The organism is Pseudoalteromonas sp. NEC-BIFX-2020_015 (genome assembly GCF_012952265.1).
GTDB classification, from domain to species: domain Bacteria; phylum Pseudomonadota; class Gammaproteobacteria; order Enterobacterales; family Alteromonadaceae; genus Pseudoalteromonas; species Pseudoalteromonas neustonica.
This window is the reverse complement of sequence record NZ_JABCJL010000010.1, coordinates 104,790-128,408: the sequence shown is the minus strand read 5'-3', so window position 1 is coordinate 128,408 and position 23,619 is coordinate 104,790. Positions and strand designations below refer to the sequence as shown.

General features: G+C 38.8%; 18 protein-coding genes. 9 read left to right on the top strand and 9 right to left on the bottom strand.

Going from position 1 to position 23,619, the window contains the following annotated elements:
* Window positions 1-433 precede the first annotated feature (433 nt).
* Genes HH219_RS09795 through HH219_RS09775 form a run of 5 tightly spaced genes read left to right on the top strand, consistent with a single transcriptional unit; the run spans window position 434 to window position 7,345 of the window.
* A complete protein-coding gene (locus tag HH219_RS09795; RefSeq protein WP_064435287.1) occupies window positions 434-1,177 on the top strand; it encodes a MipA/OmpV family protein in 744 nt (247 codons plus the stop codon).
* Window positions 1,167-2,225, top strand: a complete 1,059-nt coding sequence (locus HH219_RS09790) for an efflux RND transporter periplasmic adaptor subunit (RefSeq protein WP_169327323.1) — start codon at window positions 1,167-1,169, stop codon at window positions 2,223-2,225. Before HH219_RS09795 ends, HH219_RS09790 begins: the two co-directional genes overlap by 11 nt.
* Window positions 2,225-5,269, top strand: a complete 3,045-nt coding sequence (locus HH219_RS09785) for an efflux RND transporter permease subunit (protein ID WP_169327322.1) — start codon at window positions 2,225-2,227, stop codon at window positions 5,267-5,269. The genes HH219_RS09790 and HH219_RS09785 overlap by 1 nt, the downstream gene beginning before the upstream one ends.
* A complete protein-coding gene (locus HH219_RS09780) occupies window positions 5,269-5,943 on the top strand; it encodes a response regulator transcription factor (protein ID WP_064435290.1) in 675 nt (224 codons plus the stop codon). The genes HH219_RS09785 and HH219_RS09780 overlap by 1 nt, the downstream gene beginning before the upstream one ends.
* 1 nt (window position 5,944) lies before the next feature.
* Window positions 5,945-7,345 carry a HAMP domain-containing sensor histidine kinase gene (locus HH219_RS09775; RefSeq protein ID WP_169327321.1) on the top strand — a complete coding sequence of 467 codons (1,401 nt, stop codon included), beginning with the start codon at window positions 5,945-5,947 and terminating at the stop codon, window positions 7,343-7,345.
* A 260-nt stretch (window positions 7,346-7,605) separates the two neighbouring features.
* On the opposite strand, the gene HH219_RS09770 is transcribed toward HH219_RS09775, so the two are convergent.
* The 3 genes from HH219_RS09770 to HH219_RS09760 all read right to left on the bottom strand — a co-directional run bounded on the left by HH219_RS09770 (window position 7,606) and on the right by HH219_RS09760 (window position 9,790).
* Window positions 7,606-8,019, bottom strand: a complete 414-nt coding sequence (locus HH219_RS09770; protein ID WP_064435291.1) for a DUF6326 family protein — start codon at window positions 8,017-8,019, stop codon at window positions 7,606-7,608.
* 112 nt (window positions 8,020-8,131) lie between these two features.
* A complete protein-coding gene (locus HH219_RS09765) occupies window positions 8,132-8,686 on the bottom strand; it encodes a hypothetical protein (RefSeq protein WP_064435292.1) in 555 nt (184 codons plus the stop codon).
* A gap of 300 nt (window positions 8,687-8,986) precedes the next feature.
* Window positions 8,987-9,790, bottom strand: a complete 804-nt coding sequence (locus tag HH219_RS09760; RefSeq protein WP_169327320.1) for a DUF2306 domain-containing protein — start codon at window positions 9,788-9,790, stop codon at window positions 8,987-8,989.
* A gap of 232 nt (window positions 9,791-10,022) precedes the next feature.
* Between HH219_RS09760 and HH219_RS09755 the strand changes: the two genes are divergently transcribed.
* Together HH219_RS09755 and HH219_RS09750 are read left to right on the top strand one after the other, a co-directional pair.
* On the top strand, window positions 10,023-11,165 hold the full coding sequence (locus HH219_RS09755; RefSeq protein ID WP_249118488.1) for an AraC family transcriptional regulator: 1,143 nt from the start codon (window positions 10,023-10,025) through the stop codon (window positions 11,163-11,165).
* A gap of 332 nt (window positions 11,166-11,497) precedes the next feature.
* A complete protein-coding gene (locus tag HH219_RS09750; protein WP_064435294.1) occupies window positions 11,498-12,085 on the top strand; it encodes an ACP phosphodiesterase in 588 nt (195 codons plus the stop codon).
* A gap of 144 nt (window positions 12,086-12,229) precedes the next feature.
* Here HH219_RS09750 and HH219_RS09745 read toward each other — a convergent pair whose 3' ends face one another.
* The 3 genes from HH219_RS09745 to HH219_RS09735 all read right to left on the bottom strand — a co-directional run bounded on the left by HH219_RS09745 (window position 12,230) and on the right by HH219_RS09735 (window position 14,331).
* Window positions 12,230-12,538 carry a hypothetical protein gene (locus HH219_RS09745; RefSeq protein WP_054203467.1) on the bottom strand — a complete coding sequence of 103 codons (309 nt, stop codon included), beginning with the start codon at window positions 12,536-12,538 and terminating at the stop codon, window positions 12,230-12,232.
* Between the two features lie 612 nt (window positions 12,539-13,150).
* Window positions 13,151-13,339, bottom strand: a complete 189-nt coding sequence (locus HH219_RS09740) for a hypothetical protein (protein ID WP_054203466.1) — start codon at window positions 13,337-13,339, stop codon at window positions 13,151-13,153.
* 95 nt (window positions 13,340-13,434) lie between these two features.
* Window positions 13,435-14,331 (bottom strand): LysR substrate-binding domain-containing protein, encoded by an 897-nt coding sequence (locus tag HH219_RS09735; protein WP_169327319.1) that lies wholly within the window; start codon window positions 14,329-14,331, stop codon window positions 13,435-13,437.
* A gap of 252 nt (window positions 14,332-14,583) precedes the next feature.
* On the opposite strand from HH219_RS09735, the gene HH219_RS09730 reads away from it, so the two are divergent.
* Window positions 14,584-17,871 carry an ImpA family metalloprotease gene (locus HH219_RS09730; RefSeq protein WP_169327318.1) on the top strand — a complete coding sequence of 1,096 codons (3,288 nt, stop codon included), beginning with the start codon at window positions 14,584-14,586 and terminating at the stop codon, window positions 17,869-17,871.
* 349 nt (window positions 17,872-18,220) lie between these two features.
* On the opposite strand, the gene HH219_RS09725 is transcribed toward HH219_RS09730, so the two are convergent.
* Both HH219_RS09725 and HH219_RS09720 read right to left on the bottom strand, forming a co-directional pair.
* A complete protein-coding gene (locus HH219_RS09725) occupies window positions 18,221-18,694 on the bottom strand; it encodes a YqhA family protein (protein ID WP_054203463.1) in 474 nt (157 codons plus the stop codon).
* Between the two features lie 154 nt (window positions 18,695-18,848).
* Window positions 18,849-19,997, bottom strand: a complete 1,149-nt coding sequence (locus HH219_RS09720; protein ID WP_169327317.1) for a hypothetical protein — start codon at window positions 19,995-19,997, stop codon at window positions 18,849-18,851.
* Window positions 19,998-20,476: 479 nt separating this feature from the next.
* Between HH219_RS09720 and HH219_RS09715 the strand changes: the two genes are divergently transcribed.
* Window positions 20,477-21,790: a hypothetical protein gene (locus HH219_RS09715; RefSeq protein WP_169327316.1), complete on the top strand. Its 1,314-nt coding sequence runs from the start codon at window positions 20,477-20,479 to the stop codon at window positions 21,788-21,790.
* Between the two features lie 133 nt (window positions 21,791-21,923).
* On the opposite strand, the gene HH219_RS09710 is transcribed toward HH219_RS09715, so the two are convergent.
* Window positions 21,924-23,432 (bottom strand): NYN domain-containing protein, encoded by a 1,509-nt coding sequence (locus tag HH219_RS09710; RefSeq protein ID WP_169327315.1) that lies wholly within the window; start codon window positions 23,430-23,432, stop codon window positions 21,924-21,926.
* Window positions 23,433-23,619 lie beyond the last annotated feature (187 nt).

Sequence of the window (23,619 nt, the reverse complement as noted above, 5' to 3'; positions counted from 1 at the left end):
AATCAAATAAGCTTGGACACACGTTACTCCTACAGTATCTTCAGTAGCATTTAAAACAGCTAGCAGGTGCGCAGTAAGATGTCTGAAGTAACCTGTTTGATAATATACTCAATTTAAACATTGCCTTAAGGTAATAATTTATATTCCTATAATTTATCGTGTGGCGATTGTGTACTTGTCCAAAATGAGTGAAAGAGTGCAATATCAAGGCAGAAATTATGACATAGGGTTATTTGTGAGATGTTATTTAGATGAGGCCTGCTTAATTGTTTGAGGTGATTAACTTAATTAAAATTTTGAATGTATTGGCTTTTGGTGGGGCTCTTTAATTTTTTATTTCTGTTGTCTTAGAGCAAAATAATCCTGAACTGTAATGTTCAGGAAAGTTACAGTTATTATGGTATAGCCAGATTTAATCAATTTGGATATACCAATGAATAAAAAACTACTTCCTTTAAGTTACTCACTTTTACTTTTAAGCTTTGGTGCCAACGCGCAAGAGGCTCAACAAAATGAGCTTGGTATTGGCCTAGCTGTAATATCACAAAATGCTGGTTATGATATAGGCGCCGAAAGTAACGTTGTACCAGCATTACTTATTAATTATGGTGATTTTAGTCTGCTTGGCCCAGAAGTTAAATATAATCTACATCGGGGTGATGAATTTACATTTGACCTTACCGGCTCTATTCGTCTTGACGGTTATTCAGCAGATGATGACAAGTTTTTTACCGGTATGAAAGATAGAGATTCAACCATAGATTTGGGCTTTGCCTTGGAGTACGAACTAGGGCCGGTAGATGTTGGTTTTAGCATGGCAGCTGATGTGTTGGGCAAGCATGAGGGCTATCAAGCCGGTCTTACCTTTGGTCATAATTTTAAATTTGAATCTACCATGTTAACGCCTTTTATTGGGCTGGAATATCAAAGTGAAGAATTAGTCGACTATTACTATGGCGTGCGTCAAGAGGAAGTAACCACCACACGTGATTTTTACCAGGCAGATGCAGCAACCCAAGCGGTTGCTGGTTTAAGAGGTATGTGGTGGTCAGGCCCGCATCATAGGGTGATTTTTAGATTAGAGTACTCAGTATTAGGCAGCAGTATAGAAGATAGCCCCCTTGTTGATGGTAGCAATAGTTATGAGTTTATTATGGGTTACGCTTATGTTTTCTAAAGCTAGCCCCATGCTCTGTGGATTTTTAGCTTGCTTAGGTCTTTTGTTATCACCGCTTGGCCAAGCAAAAAGTGTTACTGATGCTAATATTGGGCAAGAGCGTATAAGTACATTTTTCACTGGCATCATTGAAGGTCAACAGTCGGTAAGTTTACGCTCTATGCAGGCAGGGAGAGTTATTTCTTTGTCTTTGCTAAATGGCAGTACCGTTAATAAAGGCGATATCATTGCCGAAATTTATTCGCCCGAGTGGGCGGATAACTGGCATCAAGCGCAAGCTAATTACCGAGAAAAAAAAGCTAATCTCATTCATGCGCAAAAAGAGTGGCAAAGAGCAAACTCATTACATCAACAAGGTTTACTCGCGCAGACTGATGTTGATAACTTAGAAGCAAGCTATTTGGCAACAAAAGCGGGTTTAGCTGTTGCGCAAGCGCAGGTAAACAGCAGCAATAATCGCTATCAAGAGCGCTTAATTCGCGCTCCTTTTTCAGGATTAGTTAGTCACCTTCATGTTCGACAAGGTGACTACCTTAATACGGGTCAGTCTGTACTTGTTTTAGATGAAGTTAAACGCCAAAAGGCCCGATTCGAGTTACCTGAGCGTTTTGCCATTTCCCTATCATTAGGTCAACAAGTCACCTTAACTATCCCTGCTTTAGGGCTGCATCAACAAGTGCTTATTACCGAGTTGGCTCGACCAAAAAAAGGCGCTAGTCGATTGTTTGAAGTAACGGTCGCTTTAAGTCAAGCGCAGCATAAATTCATAGGGTTACAAGCGCAGCTGAGGATTAATTCTGCGGAGGTTTTATACCGTGTAAAACAGTCTTCACTTCAATATGATTTGGCTGGCGAAGGCTATGTTTATGACGATGTAAAACAAACGAAAATCGGCGTTATTGTTGAAGCAATCAAAGGTGATTATCTGCTATTGCGCGCTATATCAGCACAGGTAGATTTAGCGAGTTGTTGCGCAAACACCATTATGGCTGAAAGCACGACGGCTTGGGTGCTGAATGATATCGACAAAAGTCGAGGGCTGCACTAATGTTTGCTTGGCTATTTAATGACAGGTTAGTGCTGTCAACAGCATGCTTATTAGTGCTTCTAGGTAGCGTGAGTTGGTTTAATATTTATAATCAAGAAGACCCAACGTTTCCATACCGCTCAGCTCACATCAACTTTAGTTACCCTGGGGCTACTGCGGCAGAAGTGGAAGATAATGCTATTAAAGTGATCGAACGTCAGTTAAGTGGGTTGGAAGACTTAGTCCAGATAGATAGCAGTAGTTTACCTGGTCAAGGAGTTATCTCACTTGAGCTGGCAGGGCATATTTATGAAACGGACCTTGCTTGGCAGCGTATTCGTAATGAAATTGCAAAACTTACTGATGTGTTACCATCAGGTGTTAGTCAACTTACTTTAAATGATCGTATTGGTGATACGCAAGGCATTGTACTGAGCATTCAAGCAAAAGAAAGTCACTCGGTGCTTGAACAACGTGCTGCGGCACTCTCTATTAAAGAAATGCTATTACAAGTTAGTGGAATACGTAATGTAGAATTAGTTGCTGATCCGGGTCGGCGAGTCAATTTAACTTACACCGCACAACAGCAGTTATCGTCAGGTATTTCCCCTTTAGGTATCGCATTATTAGTTAGCGAACAGAACGTGTATCGTCCAGTAGACAATTTACGTAGCCTCGAATACTTAAATCCTGTGCAATCTCCAGGTGGACTAACTGATAGCGCCCAAATAAATAGTTTGGCGATAAATAATAAGCAAGGACAAAATTTTATTCTAGCGCAACTGCTATCTGTACAAGAGCAGCCAGATGAATTTGCTGACATTGGCTTTAGATTTAATGGTAAAAGCAGTATAGGCCTGGCTATTACCTTGGCTCCAGATAGTTTACGGGTGACTGACTTTATTAGCCGATTTGAGCACGCTCTGCTAAAAATAAACCAAGCTTATCCAGAGTTAGTAATTGAGAAAGTGTTTTTCCAGCCACGTTGGACCAATGAACGACTAACGGGGTTGTCTTGGTCATTACTGTTTAGTTTTGTACTGCTCGCGTTAGTGTTATTTATATTAATGGATTGGCGCTTAGCGTTAATGGTGTCGGTGGCTATTCCTGTATCTACGGCAACTACTATCTTAATTTATGGTGGTTTATTTAATGGCGTATTAGAGCAAATGTCTATGGCTGGTTTAGTGATCAGTTTAGGCTTAGTGGTTGATAACAGTATTGTCAGCGCCGAATTAATGCAACGCTACCGTCAACAAGGCATGTCTGCATTAGCAGCGTCAAAGCGCACCATCAGTGAATTAACCAAACCATTATTATGTGCCTCGTTAACCACCATAGCGGCTTTTTTACCTATGTTATTGGCTACAGGTGACGTTGCCGATTTTGTTCGTACCATTCCTGTTGTAGTCATTACCGGCATTGCCAGCAGTTTGTTTGTTGCACTGATTTTGGTACCCGCTTTAGGTCGGCATTTACTTAAGGTCAAAAGTAGTCATACAGGAAGTGAATTGGGCATACGCTTTATTGAAAAAATAATTAGCGCACCCAAAACCAGTTTATTATTTTGTTTTATCATTTTAGCTGGGCTCTCGGGTAGTCAAGCTTGGGTGGGTAACGAGTTTTTCCCTACAACATCACGTACTACTGCTTATATTGACATTGAATTACCCGCGGGCAGTAGCTACCAAAGCACACTTACTCAGGTAAAAATGACGGAAAAATTACTTAGAGGTAATGAAAGCATCACTGACATTGCCAGCTTTATTGGTTATTCAGGGCCGGGCTTTTATTACAATCTTAATACCTTGCCAAGACAAAAACATATGGCTCGTATCGCTTTTCATACCAAGCATGGTGCTAATACACGAGATGTAGTTCGATCGTTAAATACAGCACTTGATGGTTGGCAAAGTAATGCATATATCCGCGCGAAAGAGTTGGGGCAGGGGCCGCCGATTGATAGCCCCATTGAAATATTTATTAATGGTAATGATCGTAAACAGTTAGCACAGGCCAGTGAGAAAATACGCGAATTGTTAATTGCGCATGATCAAACAATAAATAGCCGTATTCTTTATAACGAAAGAGTTACTGCAATGAAATATCGCTTTGACCGAATTGAAATGAACAAGGCCGGTATAAGTAATCAAGATATTGGTAGTTATTTGCAATGGTTAAGTGAAGGGTACTTGGCGACGGTAATCAATGACAATGGTTATGCCGTGCCCGTTTACATCAAAGCTTCCGAAAAAGACACAACTCACAGCAGTGACCTAACGAGTATTACCTTAGTTAATGAGCGCGGACAATGGCCTATCAGTTTGTTTGCTCAACCCTATTTTAGTTCTGAATCGCCGCAGTTATTTCGTCGAAATATGCAAGCGAGCATGGCAGTACGTGCCGACTTACTTGTTGGTGCAAACGATGACAGTGTATTAGAGTCACTGGCGATTAACTTGAAGACGATATCCGATGACTTTAATGTTGAAATTAGCTTTGGTGGTGAAGGCGAAGAATCAAGTGATGCCAACAGTGCAATCATGAAAGCTTTGCCCGTCGGTTTACTGCTCTTGGTCACTTGTTTGTTAGCGCAATTTGGTTCTATTCGTTTAACCTTCATTATTTTGCTTAGTATTCCTATGGCTGTTTTAGGTATTTATCCCGGCTTAGCGTTATCAGGTAAAGCATTTGGTTTTATGGCCTTGCTGGGTGTATTAGGGTTAGTTGGCGTGGTGGTAAATAATGGCATTGTATTGATTGATAAATTTTTATCTGAAATTAATCAAGGCCAAAAATTAGAGGCTGCCCTTATTAATTCGGTCACTTTACGCATTCGACCCATCTTATTAAGTACGTTAACAACAGTCCTAGGTTTACTGCCTCTGGCGTATTCTAGCAGCCCATTGTGGCCACCATTGGCATGGGCTATGATGAGCGGCATGATATTTTCGACTCTTCTAACCTTAATTGTTGTTCCTTGTGCAACCAAGTTGGTTTGGTCTAAAAAGCAAACTAAAGCTGCACAGAGTGATAAAGTTACTCTGGCTGTAGAGAGGTATTAATGCGAATTTTAGTGGTAGAAGATAATATTCAGGTTGCAGAATTATTAAAGTTGGCTTGTTTTAAACTAAATGCTCGTAGTGATATAGCAGTAACGGGCAAACTAGCCTTGGCTATGTGCGCAGCCACACGCTTTGACGCTATTATTTTAGACTTAGGTTTACCCGATATGGACGGCATGCAGGTATTAGCTAGATTGCGTCACCTTAGTTGCACCACGCCAGTGTTAATCCTGACAGCGCGTGGTAGTTTGCAAGACAAAATTGAAGGCTTGGATGGTGGTGCAGATGACTATTTAGCAAAACCATTTGCTACAGAAGAGTTATTGGCAAGACTCCGCGCTTTATTACGCCGCCCTGACCATTTTACTGGTAATCAGTTATGCCATGGCAATATGGTTTTAGATCTGAGAACGTCACATTTATCGGTTGAAGGTGCGCGTGTTGAGTTGGGGAAAACCGAGTTTTCTATCCTCAGCTACTTGTTACGCAATACCGGCCTTACGGTGTCAAAAGACGCTATCATCAGCAGTTTATTTGGTTTCGATGATGATATCAGTGAAAATGCCGTGCAAGTTGCTGTGCATAGATTAAGGAAGAAGCTATTGCAACACAAAGCCTCTTTTAATGTGAAAACGCTACGTGGAATCGGTTATGTTTTACAACATGAAGCATAATATGAAGTCATATTTTCACAATAATATTACGCGATTAAAAAACTACCGCCATTCACTAACTTATACCCTGTTAAAGCATTATGTTTTGGCTGGTTTGATATTGTTTCTTAGTGTTGCAGCCGTTTATGCATATTGCTCTACCAGTTCCTTTGCCAGTATTGCGGCTAATGAAGCTTCAAAAGAGCTTGCGTTTGATATTCATGATGCGTTAACCATGGATGAACAGGGGGATTTGACTGTTAACCTTAGTGAAGTTTCTCAATGGTCTTATGATGCTTTATACAGCAATATTGGCTTTAGGGTCGTAAGCCAAACCTCTTTAAAGGAGCTAATAAAATCTGCACCACTAGAAGAAAAGTATAAAACGCTACTACATTATGTACCGTTGAATATACCCGAAGGAGGGGTAACCTTAGCGTCTGATTTAGGTGAGGTTATTGGTTTTCGTCATGCAGACAGTATTAATGGCCTGCCGATTTATATTGATGTAATGCGTAGTGATCGTTTAGGGAAATTTGCCGAAGAAGCGGTTTTACCAGCCATTATTAATAGTATGTATTTAGCCGCAGGCACCTCTTTGGCACTATTTATTGCGGTTTGCTTCTTCTCCATAAATAGTATCACTAAAAAAATTCGTAGTATTTCGATGCAAGCAAATCAAATTGAGCCAGATCAGATGGAAAAGCGACTGCAAGTTGAACATGTACCAAATGAAATACAACCACTTACGGAAGCAATGAATAGAGCATTAGATAGAGTTGAATTAGGTTTTAATCAACAAAAACGCTTTGTCGCCAATGCTGCCCACGAATTACGTACGCCGCTAACTATTTTACAGGGACGAGTAGAGCTTAATGATATTCCTGAGGTTATCAGGCAGACGTTATTAACTGACATTACCTATATGAGTCGATTAGTTGAACAGCTGTTGGATTTATCTCGGGCGCAAAGTCAGCACAGTTATTCTACGCAACAAGTCAACTTAGCAGAGGTAATGTCGCAGGCATGTCAAATGCTAGGACCAATGGTTTTAAGTCTTAATAAAGATCTTGAACTGATAGTAAAAGATCAAGATTGTTATGTTGAAGGTGATAAAGCTTCATTAACCATAGCCTGTAAAAACTTACTTGAAAATGCACTTAAATACTCCCCCAAACAAGGTAGAGTAATTGCTGTAGTCGCCAATAATAGCATCAGTGTTAGTGATAATGGCACTGGTTTTAATGACGTAGATAAAGAGATGGCAACGCAAGTATTTTGGCGGAAGGGCCAGTCAGACAATAAAGGTAGTGGTTTAGGTTTAGCTATCGTTGATGAAATCTGCCGAGCACACCAAGGACGCTTAATTATTGATATTTGCCCAGAGCTTAACGGTGCACTTATGCGGTTAGATTTTAGCTAAGCTGAATACGAAATAATGAATGTTAATTGGCAAAATAAATTCATGGATAATTTTTTTTGCATAAGCTTTTGATTTTGATTTTAATTTTTAAAATGGGTGGTTTACTCACTGCGTTAAAAATCACTTATATAGAATAACTATATAAGTGATTTTGCTTTGTTATTGAGCTGTTTTTATATCGCTATAATATACTCAGGCCACCTCAATGTGCAGGATTCCGCATTTCACTGGAGCTTAATATCAAGGCGTTCCATTATTTATTAGGCATTTGACTCTTTTGGCCAAGTCCATGCGAACCAAACAATTAGCAAAGTTAAAATAGCTTCAACTGCTGCATACATTTTATAAAAATACCACCCAGCTACATAGGTAAGATAACCTAACATTAGTGTCATTATTAAACCGACAAGAATGTTTAAAACTCTATTAATAGTCGCTGGTAATAGTATGGATAAGCAGATCATTAAACTGGTTACTAACATTATTGATGATAAACCCAGTAAAACACCTTGGTCACCTGAGCCAAAAAGAGTCGTGCCATTTATCATGCTTTCTAATTTTTCGGGCGTATATAGTTCGAAGTAGTCACAATAAATATACAAAGACATAGCGGACGCCCATATTGCGCTAAGTTTTATTTTTATATTTACTTCGTATTCTGATAGTTTCAACATTACAAATCACCTTAAATATTTCTATATAGTTTAGATTTATGTCTAACGCCCCGCACATGCGCGCGAACTTGTGAGCTCGCAGACCCCGAATGAGGTGGATTGTTAGGCTAGACTACAGCGGTTTCGCCCTGATAACTCGAAAAACTAATGGCTTTATATATACGTGAGAAAACCATGAAATCCCCGCTATTACCAATATACCTATAAGCGGAATTATTGCTCCAGTAGAAACTATTGAGCCAAATACATAACCAAAAATACACTCAGTTCTGTATATAGGTAGGAATAAACCGACTACTACCAAACCTAAAGACAAGTAAATTGCAACGTTTTCGTAGCCAGCACTAAAACTGAGTGACTGTACAAAGCTCAAGACCAGCATGCAAAAAAAACCGATGAGTAAGACTCGTAAAATTTTTGCCCTTACTAGCGCGTCATCAGGTTGAAGAGTTACACGCTTCTCTATCCTTACTGTAGAAAGCCAAGCCAAGAATGGAAGGATTAATAATCCCCACCAGTTTGATATTGAAGGATAATCAGAACGGTGCAACAAGTGATGGCTCAATATTCCACCATTTAAATGCTCCCATAATAGATGTGCCGCTACAAAAAGTATGGTAGCTGCAATCACGTAGTATTTTAATTTTTTTGAATTGCTTTTAGTCATTTTTATTCTCGAGTTTAAGTGTGTGCCTAACGAGCCGTAGAATAACTCGTTTTTAATTTATTTTTATTGATGTATCGTCCATACCTTGCTAAGCGGAAATAACCAAATGGATTAAATGTTTACTTTACATATCAACGTCTTGTTTTTACAGTTTGTTGCTCATTTAGTTAATTGCTATGTCTAGACCGCTATGAATAGAATACGAAAATACACTTTTTAATTGATGACTATTTTAAGTGTTTTTTACACTGTATTTGTCCATCTGCTTCGGCTTCTCTTCTTCAATGGTTATTGATTATGTTAACCAACTATCGCCGGATACCATTCGGCTAGCCCGATCCCAAATAAACCCACCAAGAATATAATGGATATCAACACCATTAAGCTTGCTGTGGCGATTGTAATAATTTTATTAGTTGTAGTTTCGGCATGCCTTACCAGCTCAGCAATTAGTAAAGGGATCACATAAGAGCAAATACTTACAGCTAGCACGGTTGGACCGGTAAATGTTGTGGTATCAACTCCTAAAGTACCAAATAGTAAGAACCAAGCAAAAATCATCAACCGAAAAAACAGTACACCATTAGCTGCGAGGTATAAGCGTATTGCCCATATTTTATGAAGGCTAATATTACGTTTCTTGGCGGCTCTAACAGCTAATATGCTTGATAAAATAACCACGCAACCACCAAATATAGTTAGTCCTTGCATTAAGGTGTTGCCGACGGTTCCTCTGGCTATCATAAGGTACATACCTGCTACAGAGATGGTACAGGCAAACAATACGAACACGCGGCCATTATAGCGATGAAACTTAGTATACTTTGCTCTTATTGCGGGTATGAGCTGTAAGCTACCGCCAATTATCATCACTATGGCGAGTAATACATGTACCGCATACATTGAATTACCGATGGGGTCGCTGGCAACATAGGCGGTGCTATTTAGGCGACTCCAGCCAGATATTCCCGTAGTGATCCCCGTGAGCCCGTACCCTAAGGCGAGGTAAGTAACAAAGCAGATTTGTGCCATCAATAGGCACGTAAACCATATTTTTTTACTGTTATTGAGCAGTGTATTTGGTGTTATTTTAATTTTAGGCATTGGTGTTTTCTTTTTATCAATGATACAGATAACACCAATATAAAGGGCTTGTAGGGCGGTTTCTTATCAAATTCGGAATTTGAGCAACGATATATTGATAAATTTTTGCAATTAGCGAGGGCGGTATAGACATATTCACTAACAAAGTTTTTTTGCCAATATGTATGTTAATTTGTACTATGTAATTCAGGCCACGTTGTTTGTTAAAACGTCATTTTAAGAGCACGCTATTATGCAAAATTATTCCCCTTATTATCTTCTTCTTTTTGTTTGTATGGGGTTAATGTTTTTAAATGCGTTGAAAAAAGATAAGCAGCTGGTTCATTATTTATTTGTGGTATTTTGTGGCTCCCTTTGTATGGTGGGGGCGCAAAAAATTAGTGCACCAAGCTTGGGGGAATATCAGTATTTTATTGGCTTGTTTACTTGTGCGACATGTAATGCATCATGGTTAATATCACGGGCTTTATTCCGTGAGCATAACCCTATTTCACGCAGACATGTGGCAGTGGCTAGCACCATCGCGCTGTTGATCATGTTTAATCAAACATGGCACTATTTGGTTAGCCTTGATCCGCAAGCACTTTCTAGCAGTCATGTAATGTGGCGGTTAAAACAAGGCATGAATGAAATAACAGGTTTACTTTCATCGTGCATTTTAGTGCTTTCTTTTTGGGAGTCGATGAGAGGCTTTAATAGCAAAACACACGCTCAAAAAGTGCAATCAGTGATTTTTGCTAGTGCGTACTTTTTAGCTGTTTTTAATGCCAGTATATTACCTGTATTTATATTTAGCCCAGCGGAAATTGAGCTTTATAACCCCATAATTATTACTTCATCTGCGCTGTTAATTGTATTAGCGATGCAAGCCGTCATGGCACTTCAAGCAAGTATCTCTAACAAGCAAACACCACCTCAAAATTATGAGAGTGAGGTTGGTTTTGATAGCGATGAAGTAAAGCATCTTAGCAATAGCACTCATCATCAAGAGCAAGTATCGGCTGAGTTGATAGCTGGTATTTCTGAACTCATAAACAAAAAAAAGCTATTTTTACAAACGAATCTTAAAATTTCAGATTTTGCGCAAGCGCTGATGGTGCCTGAATATAAAATTAGCCGGGCGATTCGCTTTCACTATAAAGTAGCTAATTTTAACCTGTTTATTAACCAATACCGTGTAAATTATGCGAAAGCGTTATTAGCAAGTGATCAAGCTAAAGAGTGGAGTATTTTGAGTATTGCACTTGAGAGCGGCTTTTCGTCTCTGGCGACCTTTAACCGGGTGTTTAAAGCTATCGTAGGGAGTATTCCTAATGAATATCGAAAACAAAATAGTGACTATCAAAGTCCGATCTTTGCAGGGCTGGTTGAGTAGATACTTATTGATTCTTAGTAATATACCCAAGCCACCTCAAGATGCAGACTTCAGCGTTTCACAGGTGTTTAATATCAAGGCGTTACTTTGCAACAATGGCAGTCCCTTTTAAGAAGTAACAACGATGAGAGTAAGCGCCTGTGAAACGCCCAACGGGTTGGTTTAAAAGCAATTTATACTGCGTTACTTTTATAAGGGAATGATTTTAACAAGGGAACAACCATTATTTGCAATCAATGCCTTGCCTAAATTGCTTTTAACTCCAACTGAAACGGCATCTTGAGGTGGCTTGGGTATATGCATTAGGTTGTATTAACTATCGTAGGACTGTCTTGAATTATTTAGCCCACCTTTATTTAGCAAAACCTACTGCCGACTCACATTTTGGGAATTTACTGGGAGATTTTGGTGGCCAACGGCAGTTAACACAGATACCCACCACGGTTAAAAATGCACTAGATAATCATTATTTAGTCGATAAATTCACAGATTCACACCCTTTTGTAAAAGAAGCGAAGCAGTATTTTTCTCCTAAGCGTAGGCGCTTCGCAGGGGTTGCGATTGATGTGTTGTTTGATCATTTTCTTATTCAGCATTGGCATACTTTTAATCAACAACCACTAAATGACTTTAAGCAAACCAGTTATGGGCTTTTGGGTAAACGTATACCCGTTATGCCAGCGCGAATGCAGCGCGTAGTAACCAGCATGACAGAAAACGATTGGTTTAAAGAGTACGAAACTGTCGATGGGGTGGGGCTGGCGCTTGATAATATTGCTGCACGGATTCGTTTTACTAACACCTTTACTGGCGCTGCTGAAGATATTACCCGTTATTACACTGAATTAGATGCTATTTTTTTAGCATTCTTCCCTGAGTTGATTAAGCATGTGAATCAATGCGCTCTTGAGGGAGCTTAAGATGGTAACGTAAATGGTTTTTAATGTAGGTCAGGCTTTAGCCTGAAAGTTATGTGAGATAGAGGTATCGCTTGGCGGAATTAATTTTGACCTAAATAAAAAATAATTCCGCTAAAATCGTCTTGATTGATGGCTAAACCTGGCTTACTCATCAGGTCCTTTTAACGTGAAAACTAAATGCCTACGCATGTCTTTTAAAATAACGCCTTTTTTTAACATCGCGCCACTTAAGCGTTTTTGCCATTTTAATAGATCGGGTTCTGCCGCTTCTAACGATTGCTGATCTTCAAACTGGAAGCACAGTAGCAAAGAACTTGGAAATAAGTGATATTGCACATCAAACCAGCATTGTAACATGCCAGGGATTTCAGTACGGGCTTGTTCTTCAAGTGTATCAGCAGTTTTTATTACCACTGCTTGTTGTTTTATTTGCACTGCAGAAAGTTTTTTCATCGTTTTAATCCAATTAGAGGCTAAAAATGCAGCCAGATAGGTGGATTATAACCGAGCTTGCAGAGTGCCAACAACTTTAAGCAAGAGTTAAGCTAAATCTTATCCAAAAGCTAAGTCATATGGGCTATTTGTTGTAGGTGCAGAGCTTGCGAATTGGTGGCTAATTTACTGTGATTTATTATGAAAAAAGGTGTATGAAATAAATCTATTTGCAACTTCAAATCTCGTGCTTTTGGGTTGAAGCCGAACTTGCGGTTTAACACGAGCCTATTGCAGTTCGATATTTATCACGACAAATTAGCTCCACAATGTAGAGGAAGTGATAATACCAATCTGCATAAATATTTGAATAATTTAACTAATTAAATCAAGGTTATAACGTTGTTAAATTTTTATTTAAACCAACCCTTTGGGCGTTTCACAGGCACTTACTCTCAGCGTTGTTACTTCTTAAAAGGGATAGCCATTGTTGCAAAGTAACGCCTTGATATTAAACCCCTGTGAAACGCTGAATTCTGCATATTGAGGTGGCTTGGGCATATAAAACAGCTACAACGCAAATATAAACACTATGATCCTAGTGGTTGTTTTGATAAAACCAGACCTTTTGCCCTAAGTTATAAATCGCACCAGCTTATCATCACAGTAAACAGCAATAAGTAGCAGTACAAGGGCAAGTAATGGTACATAAATAAACGAGGCTACTACGTCACCTCGCATAACGACGTTGAGTATCAACGGCATCAGGATGATCACAGTGGCGATGATGCGATAACAGATCAGTAAGGCTTTATTGAGCATGGGCTATTCATTGTGTTTGCTAATATATGGGCTATTTTAGAAACAAATGGTTAGCGGCACAAAAGGATAATATTCACTCGATGGGTGAGTCATATTCATCTATTGCGTGGCAGTAGGTCTGACTTTTTTAGCCAATTGATAAAACATTGAATGTCGTGGCGTTCAGCATCTTCTTGTCGATAAACTGCATACAATGATTTTGGGTAGGGCATAAATTCATTAAATGGTGCGACAATCATCCCATGACTCAGTGACGTGTTTTCAATAGGAAACATGGCAAGCGTCATACCTAATCCTTGTGTGGCAGCATTCATTGCAGACTCGTAATCATTAAATGTAAGTGAGCGTTTGCTACTGTTGAGTGTTACCCCCATGGCTTTTGCCCATTGCTGCCATGCGTCGTCAATATAGGTAAAGTCAATTAACGGTAATTGACTAATATCTGTTAATAATTGAGGTTGATGTTGTTTGGCAAAGGTGGGTGAGCATACTGCTGCCACTTGAATATCAACGAGTTTTTGCGTCATAGTATTAGGCCAATTACCATCACCTAGCCTAATCGCTAAGTCGATATCATCGTAGCGCAAGTCCGACAGCTTATTTCCTATTTCTATTTTGATTTCTATATCTGGATGGGCAGCTTGAAATGCACCAAGTTGTGGGATAATAATGTTACTGGCTAAGGAAGTGAAACAAGATATTTTAAGGGCAGGGGACGAAAAGTGGTGCTGCAACTTTTTAGTACCATCTTCAAACTGGGTTAGCCCTCGCTGCACATATTTTAAATACATTTCGCCTGCTGCATTGAGTGCTACACCACGGCTTTTTCGTTGAAACAAAGCAAACCCTAAATGCCCTTCAAGCGCTTTTATTTGGTGGCTAACAGCTGATGGAGTAATGAATAATTCTTCACTGGCGGCTTTAAAGTTTTCTAGACGTCCAGCGGCTTCAAAAATACTTAACAGGTGAAGGGGAGGGTATTTATGTTTCATTTATAATGATGCCTAGCTGCAATTTACTCAAGCATAAATTAAAAACAGCAATAGGTGAATATAATTCAATATAAAGTGAGTGCTGGCTTGCCTTTACTGCGCTTTATTATTGGTGTTATTTAGCTTTATTGAATTTATCAGTGGCAAAAAGATCTGGTTTGATTGGGGTGAATATAAGTGTTTATTGCTAGTTATTAGTTTTGCATATGAGATTATAATACCAGTAATGATCGTCTGTAACTTTAGTTGATAATGATAAAAATGTGCCCCAACCTCAAGTCATCGCTTATAACTGCTTTTTTACTTTCCTTTTTGAGCGGATGTGGGGGGAGTGATGAGCATAAGTCTCCTATTATTGATCCGCCAATCACAGAAGTAATAAATCAAACGCCAATTTTATTGTCAGCGCCTTTGGATGCGCATGAAGGGCTGATGTATCGTTATTCATTAACTTTTAAAGATCCTGAAAACGACCTAGTTACTGTTACACCTAGTTTGCAGCCAGACTGGTTAGTATTTGATGCTACGACGCAAACATTCTCAGGAATACCTGCTTATAAAGATGTGGGTGAGCACATTATTACGTTTCAGTTTAGTGATAGTGAAAACCAACAAACAAAACAGCAAGTTTTTAAAGTACAAGAACGAGCAAATACACCACCAATTTTAATAACGACAAAGGCTGCCGCCAGAGCGGGTGAAGCATTTTCATTAACTCTGCAAGTAAGTGATGTAAACTCAGATCCAGTTAGTGTATCTATTGCTGAACTGCCGAATTGGCTGTCTTTTAATAGCCGTTCTTTTGAGCTAACAGGGATAGCAACAGACGCTGATGTTGCTGAGTTAACGTTAAATGTGTCTTTATCAGATGCTCGCGTGACAACAGTTAAACAATTAATTATCACTATTTCACCTAGTTATGTTGAAACGGCTTTGGTTTCTGGTAATGCATTAGATGTACCAAACAGTGAGCTATTATTAGACGCAGCGTTAGCTGAAGTTGATGCACATAGTTTGCGCTTTCAAACCATCAAACAAGCATTGTTTCAATATGATTCACAGAGCCCATTAACGGCACTAAGTTGGAACCCAACATGGGATGCGACCTTATTAAAAGCAAAGTATCCGTTTAATCAAACTGTGCTCTATACAAACAATAGTTGGCAACAAGGGTATGAAAGCAAAGAGCAGCCTTTAGCTATTGCAGGCAATAATAAAGATAACAGCGGACGTTATTTAGTTTTTGGTAGTAACCCATTTCGCACTGAAATTAACCAACAAATGCAGACGTTTTTGGGTAATAGCTCTACATGGTTAGCAGGGCGCAACATTAATTTGGCTGAGCCGCTTAAATTAGTTATGGCGCAACTTGATGAGAGTTATTACTTTAAAGATCAAAGTCAAACACGTTTATGGTTCGATACCCACTTTGCCGACAACGTGAGTTATAACGAAGCTGGCGCATGTGATAATACTGCGCTAACAGGCTGCTTAACTGACGACATTGATGTATTAATTATTTCGCAGCACCTGCGTACAGAACATAACACTGAGATAATAGCAGCAGCGGTAAAACAAGCTCTAGCGCGAGATATAGCGGTACTTTATATTCAACGAGATGGTAGTCAAACACCGTTAGGGCAAGCCTTGTTTGAGCTTATGAATATAAATGTTATTGCAGATAATTACTGGCATCGACTAGAGCTGAAAGATTGGGATTCAAACGTACTTAACAATACTTTACCCGCAGCGGCTCAAGTAGTTAAAGATCTACTGTTACGATTTAAAAACGATAGCTTCACTGTCGACCTTTCGAGCTGTGATACACGCAGTTGCCCAGATCAAAGCCAGTACCAACAACAGTTTGCTGATGCCGCAGAAATTATCAAAAATGACTTAAGAGAGTTTGATCTTAATAAGCGTATGATATTTGAAAGTGAGGGGCATCGTTTTCATAAGTTACTAGCGTTATTAGGCGATCACTATCGCCAAACAGTCACATTTCCGATGGATAAACTAAGTAGTGATACGAATGCTTTTTTTAAATCATTATTTGCTGATCATTCGGTTGTGAATCTACGAAAAGTGAACCCAAAGCAAACCGACTTGGGAAATTTTAGCCGCAGCGATTTTAGCCATGTAACGCCTAAAGTGGTAACCGTGACTATGGTAAGCAAACCCAAATTTCGCTCTGCTGGGGTATATGCTTTACCTGGGCAAACGTTTTCTATTACTCGCACTGATAATCAAGCGGTATCTACCAAAATATTTGTTAATTCACTACGCGATGGTGCCACTCATTTTATGAGCGAAAATGGTTATAACCGACCGTCTAAATTACAATCGATTCATGTTCCAGTTGCTAGCAATGAAACGGTATATTTTACGTCACCTTATGGTGGGCCTATCCAAGTTGAGTTTGATAAAAATAATATATCGGTCAGTTTTAAGTTTGAAAGTGTAGGGCAGCATCCATATTGGCGAAGCCCAGTTGATGATGTGCTTTTTGCAGAGCAACTAGAAAAAGGCGATTTCGATTGGGCTGAAGTGGCAACGGATGGCTTTGAAATACATTCAAAACTTGAGAAAATGCGACAATCGATTAATGAAGGTTACTGGCCAGTCGCTTCTGACTTTGCTAATGCGGTTGTGCGTTATACGCATAATTACCCTCATGTGTTAGCGGGCTTTAAAGGTCCTGGTATTTCTGTGGTTAATGAGATCCATGACTTTGCCACTAGCCGTAATCTTGAAGTGCAAACAATTGATATTGTAAAGCACATGAATGCAGATCAACCTACATGCGGTTGGGGGTGTTCTGGTAATCCATATGATGCAGGTTGGAATTTTAACCCTGTTGGTCATGGTGATATTCATGAGCTTGGCCATGGGTTAGAAAAAGGGCGTTTTCGTATAGATGGGTTTGGCGGTCATTCAAATACAAACTTTTATTCTTATTACACTAAATCGCTTTTTGAAGATGAGACAGGTAATTCAGCGAACTGCCAAAGTTTACCGTTTGAAAGTTTATTTAACCATTTACAACATAGTAAAAAGCAGCCTGATCCATTTGCTTACATGCAAGGGTTGGCTATGTCCGAATGGTCACAAAGTCATGCCATTTACCTACAAATTATGATGGCGGCACAAGCATATAACAAACTTGAAAATGGTTGGCATTTATATCCACGACTACACATTATAGAGCGTGCTTTTAGCCAAGCCGATAACAATGAGAGTAATTGGCAAGCGCAAAAAAATGCATTGGGCTTTAATGACTACACACTCGCAGAGGCAAAGTTGATAACTAATAATGATTGGTTACTGATTGCATTGTCAGAGGTGACGTCGCTTAATTTAAGCAATTATTTTACTCTGTGGGGAATGGCAACTTCGGCTAAAGCGCAGCAGCAAGTTAATAGTAAAAATTATCCCGTATTAGGCGATGTGTATTTTGCTGCGAGTGAAAAAGGTTATTGCAGTTCGTTAAATCACACTCAAGTTGAAGTGGATGGTGCGCAAATATGGCCAAACAATTAATAACCTGTCTATAAAAAGAGCAGGCCGAAAGTGTTGTTTCGACCTGTTTTATGTCGTTAATTTGATATTACATACCCAAGCCACCTCAAAATGCAGAATTCAGCGTTTCACAGTGGCTTAATATCAGCGTTACTTTGCAACAATGGCAATCCCTTTTAAGAAGTAACAATGATGAGAGTAAGTCCCAGTTAAACGCCCCGCGGGTTGATTTTAAAGCGATTTATACTAGGTTACTTTTATAAGGGATCGATTTTAACAATAGAACCATTATTACTAGCAATCAATGCCTTGCCTAAATCGCTTTAAATTCCAACGACGCTCGCACCTTTAGGTGGTTTGGGTATATGAGCTACTTCATTGAGCGCCATGCAAATGTAGAAGCGGCGATTACAACGGCGGTAGCAATACCTAAATAAAGAGTCTCTAAGGCGCCGCCAAATTCAACCGCATGCTCTAAAAATACGATAACCAGTACGACAGAAGTGACTTGCACGAGTGTTATTTTTAAGTCATGAAAGTCCTTGATGTGGAATGCGGCTAAAAATTGAATCTCATTTGACTTAGGGGGCGCTATAAATAGACGATACAAACTGATGGCGATAACTTGTAATGTGATCCCGATTAAGAGTAAATCGAGAATTTTAAGTAACTCTACTATGAGTTCTTTTCCACCTTTAGCCGAGTCAGGCAAATTGAATATAGTTATTTTTACTATATTAAACACAATATTAATGCATGACACGTAAACCAGCAGTGCTGATAATGCTGCGGTGATTACGGCTATGATGACTAAAAATCGACTATTTTGAAAAATCTTTTCCATGTTATCCAACTTATAATTTTGCTAATGCCTATACGAATTTTAGTTTAACAAAGTTTACTTAATAGGTATTTTTATTTATTCGTTTTGGGGGGCGTGGGGAATTTGATTGAACCACTAACAGCTTGGTAAAGCTAATAGTGGTTTATGATTCTCGTTATAATGCTATTAAGCTTTTCTCTAACATTGATTGAATTTGTTTAACTATCTTTGCTTCTGTTTCTGGTTCAAATTGTGCAATGCGTGGAGTATGGATATGCCCTGTGGGAATGCTTGAATTTAACTCGTTACGCAGGCGAATACTGCGATACGAAATTTCATTCGATAGGTAGCCACCACCACCGCCTTTTACTGCAATGGCATTTTTTAGTTTATTCAAACTGTTGGGTTCAAATGCTTTTTCAAGTGTAATGACTTTGTGGTTATCATTTATGGTAAATGGCCCTTTAGCTTGTTGTATTTGTGTAACGGGTAGGCTGAATTCTACAAATTCGTTACCCGGTAGCGGGCGCTCGTTTAAGCTTGGTATTTTAGGGGCTGTTGCTGTGCCACCATAAACAATATTGGCGTTGTCTGGAGCGTTGACGCTGCGGCGTTTGCCCGGAAAGCGCTCAAGGTCAAAGTCTTTACCCCCCATACTTACAGTTACTATCATATCGACATTATTTAGTGCGTAGTAAGGTGCAAGTAGTGCTTCAATAATGCCTTGATCAAAATCTTCGTAGCGCACAGGCACCATCACGGTATTTATTTCTGCGCTAATGCCTTTATAAGTGATCACTTGTCCGTCTAATAATAATGCGGCTACGCCAGATGGATTACTTTGGTTGATGTTTCGATCAAGTAAGAATGGGTCAAAACCAGTCAGTAAAATCTTTTTTGCGGTGCTTTTAGAGTAGGCAAGATCAGTGCGGCCACGACTGCCGTTTTCTAACATAGTTAACAGAGTACTCTGCTGTGCTGGAGTTAAGGGGAATTCGGTTTTTGTGGTACGAATTACTTTGCTCGAAAGTAAGCGAGCCCAGTATAGTTCGCGATCATCGTAACTTTTACTGGTTACAATACGGGTTTTAGCGTTTTGCCAAAGTTGGCTTGAGTAATCATGTATTAAGTCTGTTGCTTGCTTGAAGTTTTTTAGGCTTTTCCAGCTGTGTTCAAATTGCGTTAAATCATCAGAAAATGCAGCTAAAACCTGTGGCATTGCTGTTGCGGCTTTTTCAAGGCGTAACTCTTCAACTGTTAAGTTAGCGCTCAAGGTAGAAAAAGAAGATAGCATTAAGCTAGTGGCTAATAGTTGTTTGATCATGGAGGTCCTATGCGGTTAGCGCTATTTATTAGGCTTACTATCTTATTAATGCGTTGCTGGCGCAAATAAAATCGCTGAGTGCCGGTTAATACAAGCCTAACCAAATATTGATTGTTGTATTTAGTAATGGGCTCCGTTTGAAAACTATCATAAATCAAGAAGGAATAGGTTGGTGTGTAAAAGATAAAATTTTAAGTAGCTAAAATTAAAAAGCTATTGGTGCTTAATGGAGGTTTTGGTGGGGTTAATCAAACGAGCTGCGATGAAAATAATATGCACAGATTGCTTTTTGACTGATCTAATAATTAAGTGAAGGCGTATTATGCTGCGTATAGGCTAAGGTCAGTAATGGGTAAGTTTCTGAGTAACTTTATTTTCGCTTTTGTTTACAATTTATTGCAATTCTTTAACTTTCAACCTGTTATAGCACGCTCTTAGCTGAGATAATAAAAATAGCATAAAAACTGAATGGATCAATAATGAATAAATATATACTTACGCCGCTTGTAGCTGCACTTTCAGTAGCATTAACAGCATGTGGTGGGTCATCATCTAATAGTGATAATACGACCCCTACAACACCTGGTTCTAATGGTGGGAATTCTAATCAAGCACAGACTATTTCACTACAAGCGCTTTCTTATCAATGCGAGATTGATACGCCTTACCAAGCTGACATCGTTTTTCATAATCAAGATGGTAACTCAATAGGTTCAGCAAAAACGGATGAACAAGGCCTATTTTCTGGTGAATTACCCACTGGCACTAAGCATCTTTCAGTATTAGGTGATGTGACGGATTATCAGCAAGAAGAATACACACAGATATTAACAGAGCTTGATATTGAAAATAGAAACAATCTAGGTAAGTTTTATTTCGAAAACTACAATCAAAATTGTGGTTGTGAGGAATATAGGGTGGATACAATAAACCTAGGTGATATTGCAGCTTACTATAAAGTATACAAAGCAGGGAATGAGCTTACAGATACAGTATATATTTGCCCAGGTGAAGAAAAACTCTATTTAACGGCAATTACTGAATCTGCTGTTGAAGCTAAAGCAGCCGTAATAGCAATACCTCAAGATTCCAAAGTTATCAAATTGACAGAAGCTGATTTTAGCCATGAAGGCGTAGAAGTGGCCGTACAGCAAACTCAAGAAAATGGCTATTCTAGCACAAGAGGTTATATCGAAGAGGCGAGTAAATATCAGTTTGTACAGTCCGCATTTTTTAGTGGTGATGATTCTTTATTCGTATTCCCAACAGTTACTGAGCATAACTTTTATGTTCAAGTTAACTCACAAAAAAGTAATGCGAATAATGTAGAAGTGAGCTTCAACAGCTACGCTCGAAGCAGTGTCAATGCTGATGGCAGTTATATACCTACAGATTTACCAGAGATATCATCGGGGTTGGGCTTCGATTTAATGCAGTTTGCAAACGATTCGCAGTTAAACTTTGATTTTAGTAATGTCGATGAGAGGTTTGCTAGAGCGCGCTGGGGCTATAGCTTTTTGGTGAGTGATGCAGCTGAAACTCGATTTGATTGGGATATCAGTGGCGGTGTTTCAGGGCAAATCCCTAACTTGTCTTTTGGCAGTGTTTTTCCTGAACCTGTAGACCAAGTGGTGTTGGAAGAGTTAACTTTATTGCTATATGGTTATGGTGGCAATGCGACTGATGCTCAAAGCTATGCCAAATTATTAGATACGATAGCTGAAGGTGGGCATATAACTAAGCCTGAGTTTAGTAATTATGTGTATTTATTTATGAGTGCACAGCTAGACTAATATAAAAATAAAAATAACAAAGGCCGTTCTCGTGGCCTTTGTTATTTTTGCAACTGAAATGAAAGATAGAACAGCCATATCGTTTTTTTGAAAATAAGTTCGTCTTTTTATACGCCTGTATTTACCTCTCTAATTACAGCTTATCCGCTATAAAAAAGCTTTTTACTTGTACTTGCTCTTTGATGGTGAGTGGAATATTTAAAGCTCGGCATTGTTCGCGTAAATATTTTAAAAACGCATTTGTGAGTGTTTTAGTACAGTCATTATCAGAAAAATAATGACCCGAATTCTGCAAGTGGGTAATGATATTTTCAATGTGTTTCGTTTTTACAGTATTACCTGACTTAACGACTTCCTCAGTGACAAAATTTGACAGTGCTTTTGGGCAATAAAGGCTTAACGCAATACCTTTAGACAAAACAGAAAAAATGCGCGTAAACACGTTATTATTAAATAAAGGAATTTCTAATCTATCAAGTACTTTTTGTAATTTATCGTTTAACGAAGTCACAGGTTGCTCATTTAAAGCTTGTGAATTTGATGTCTCATCATGAGGCAAATTAATAATCACACAGTTGGGGTGAGCACCCGTGATGAGATGTTTTTTTGGATGAAAAATATAACCGCTATGATAGCGTAATTCATCTAGTTTCAAGCTAGCAATAAGCAAAGATATTGTCTTAAAGCCATATTGTTTTCTTGCTGCAATAAACTCAGATAATGGGGTGTTATGTATGCAATTAGATACATGAATAGGCTTATTCGTTAGTGTAATCTGAGTGTTTAACCAATCAGCCATATTGGATTTATCAGTGTCACACAAGACTAGTTTAGTTGTATTATTTGATTTATTAGATGGTGTTAGCGTAATAATTTGCGCATCTGGATAGTTACCTTTTATAGCATGATAAGCAGGGTCATATAGATAGGACGAATCAGATTTATAAGGGTGCAAATTAAGGTGTTTGAGCAACTGCGTAAAATTTTTAAACCCCCAGCGATGTTTTGGAATTTCGATATCCTCTAGTGCACCATTAGTTGTAATATTACCGATGTAAATCGGTTTTTTAATTGTTGCTAAGTAGGACACTAACTTACTTTCTAATTTATGCTTTACTGATTTGGGAAGCGGTGGAGTGTGTGTTAGCTCTAAATGTAGATCATTTTGTGTATAGCCAATAAGCTCATTGAGTTTATAAACGGAGTCTGCAACTGATAGGTAGCACTTACTAGCTTTTCCTGCAAAGCTGATACCGGTTTGTTTACCAAGTGCACGGGCATTACGTAAAACCGGAGTGAAATCGGCATCGGCACTCATGATAAAGTATTCCTCTATATGGGGTTGCGTTATCAAGCACATAGTTGCATCGACCGCAATTTCTTGATCCGTTGCTGTTTTACCAAGTGTAGTGACGGGTGGGCAGTCGATTACTTTAAATCCATGCTCTAAAAATGGCTGTCGATATTGAGAGAATGAGATAGGGTTCATGTAGACTTGTTTAACATTAAAATGTCGGGTTTGACTGAGCTCTTTGAGCCATGAGGATATTTTATCAATAAACAAATGTCCGATCTCTTCATAGCTAGCGCAAATGAATATATTATCGAAATCAATGAACAGCGCACTATTTAGTTTAGACATGTTTTACCCTATTTATTTTGCTATTACCCTTCAAACATCCTCTAGTTGATTACGCTGATCAAGTTATTTTGTATTAATAATTTTCAGGTGAAATTTTGGACCTTTAATTGAAAATTATGACAGTTCTGCTAGTCGATATAGTATATGGGTAAATTTGTATAATTAATTTAAAAATTGATTATTCGGA